This window comes from Thauera sp., assembly GCF_035444905.1.
Classification (GTDB): Bacteria; Pseudomonadota; Gammaproteobacteria; order Burkholderiales; family Rhodocyclaceae; genus Thauera.
Genome location: NZ_DAOMPS010000135.1, coordinates 1 through 1,739 on the forward strand (window position 1 = coordinate 1; position 1,739 = coordinate 1,739).

Consider the following 1,739-nt stretch of genomic DNA (forward strand, 5'->3'; position numbering starts at 1 on the left):
TCATGCAGCGCCGTTTTGAGCGCCGTCCATGTGAACGTATGCCCCGCCTTGCCCGGCGTTACCCGCCCGATAATCGTATTGTCCGCGATTGCACTATCGACGAATTGCACCGGCCGCCCAGACCCGCCCAGCAGCCACGGCCGTTTCAGGTAGCCGACGAACAGGTTCCAGCGCATCTCAATATTGGCCGCGCGCGATTCCTTCGGATTCTCAATCGACGCCCGCTCCGAGCCACCGACGAACCCGTCGGCTGGGCCACTCTTGCCCATCGCGTCAACCAGGTTATCGCACCAGTAAACGAAATTCCCCACGAACGTCGCGCCGTCGGTATAGTTAAATCCCAGAGACCAGTGATAGTTCGTATGGATGACATTATTGAGAATCGTCGGCCGTCGGCTGCCCTTGTCGGCACTAATCCCCTCACCATAGTTATAGCAAACCGTGCACCCCTCGATGAGCGTATCCGCCCCGCCGCAGATAACCGTCGTCGCCACCGCATCCGGCCCGGCCCCCGGCGCGCCCACATCAAAGCGCTTGACGCTCGACCGTGTGACAGTCACCCCGCGCAACGTCGCCCGTTCACTGGCCGTGGCGATCATGACCGCGCCGCCATAGCAAAAATCCATCCGGCAATCCGCGACCATGCAGTCATTACCGCTAACAACCACGAACCGCCCCGGCGCATTACGCAGCGTCAATCCTCGGATAGTCGTCCGGTCGCCATGCAACGTCACCAGTGCGCTATAGCCATTGATATTCAAATTCGCGCCTGCGTACACCCATCCGGCGCGCCGCGCATTGTCGGCCGCCAGCGACGGCAGTTGTCCCGCCCCCGCCTTGCGCCCGTTGCTCATGGCGAAATTGCCGTCTCCGAACAGGGCAGGGGAATAGCGGCCGTCGAGCGTGACGCTCTCACCGTCGGCGGCCATGACCGTCACCCCCGGCGTGCTCAGGGTAATCGCCTCATGGTATATACCACTGGTCACTACCACCGTATCGCCGTCTTTCGCCGCCGCGACAGCTGCGCCAATTGTTTTGTAATTCAGATCGCCGCCTACATTCAGGATCATTGCAATCTCCATTCCGGCCGTAATTGCCGAACCAGTTCCAGAAGGTCATCAATCCGCTCACGTCGATCGGCATAGAGCACGAGATTCCGCGCTCGCGTATCGCGCCGCTTGCCTTCAATCTCATCCGGAGGGATACCCAGCCGGAAAGCCAGGTCGTCTATTTCGTCAGCGTCAAACAGCGTCGCAATATTGCGATGGAGCGTCATATTATCGACACCCGCCGTCTCGGCCGACTCCGATTCGACCGGCGTGGCATCATCCCCGCCCCAATCCGGCGACTCGCCCAGCCGTTTAACCTGGGCGATCAGCACCCGCACGCCGATCTCCAATTCCGTCAACCGGATACGCAGACGTTGCATTTCGGCATGGTCGCGCTGCCGGTCATTCTCCAGCGTTGCCAGACGGTCAGACAATTCCATGGTCAGATGGTTCCATTTGCGTACGTTGGCCGGAATATAAACATGAGCTATCCATGCTGCGGAAACACTAATCGCGGCAATAGTTGCCAGAACTGCCAGCGCGCTCTCGGCAACAGGTAACTCGGTCGGCATGGCACGCTACTCCTCTTCCTCGCCCGCGCCCATCTCGGCGATCATGTCGTTAATCAGCGCAATCGCGCCGTCAATCATCGCCAGTTGCCGGTTGGCCTCTTCGAGCAGTTGCGCCCGT

2 protein-coding genes are annotated in these 1,739 nt (G+C 60.1%); both read right to left on the reverse strand.

Annotated features, from left to right (window positions below; all coding sequences use genetic code 11):
* Positions 1-1,070 (reverse strand): right-handed parallel beta-helix repeat-containing protein (locus PLC66_RS22590; protein WP_324544422.1); only part of this gene is annotated, 1,070 nt, incomplete at its 3' end.
* Positions 1,067-1,621, reverse strand: a complete 555-nt coding sequence (locus PLC66_RS22595; protein WP_324544423.1) for a hypothetical protein — start codon at positions 1,619-1,621, stop codon at positions 1,067-1,069. The genes PLC66_RS22590 and PLC66_RS22595, both read right to left, overlap by 4 nt.
* Between the last annotated feature and the right edge of the window lie 118 nt (positions 1,622-1,739).

Excerpts from the sequence above, each read along its gene's own strand:
- PLC66_RS22595 (WP_324544423.1), bottom strand. The coding sequence starts at position 1,621 with ATGCCGACCGAGTTACCTGTTGCCGAGAGCGCGCTGGCAGTTCTGGCA.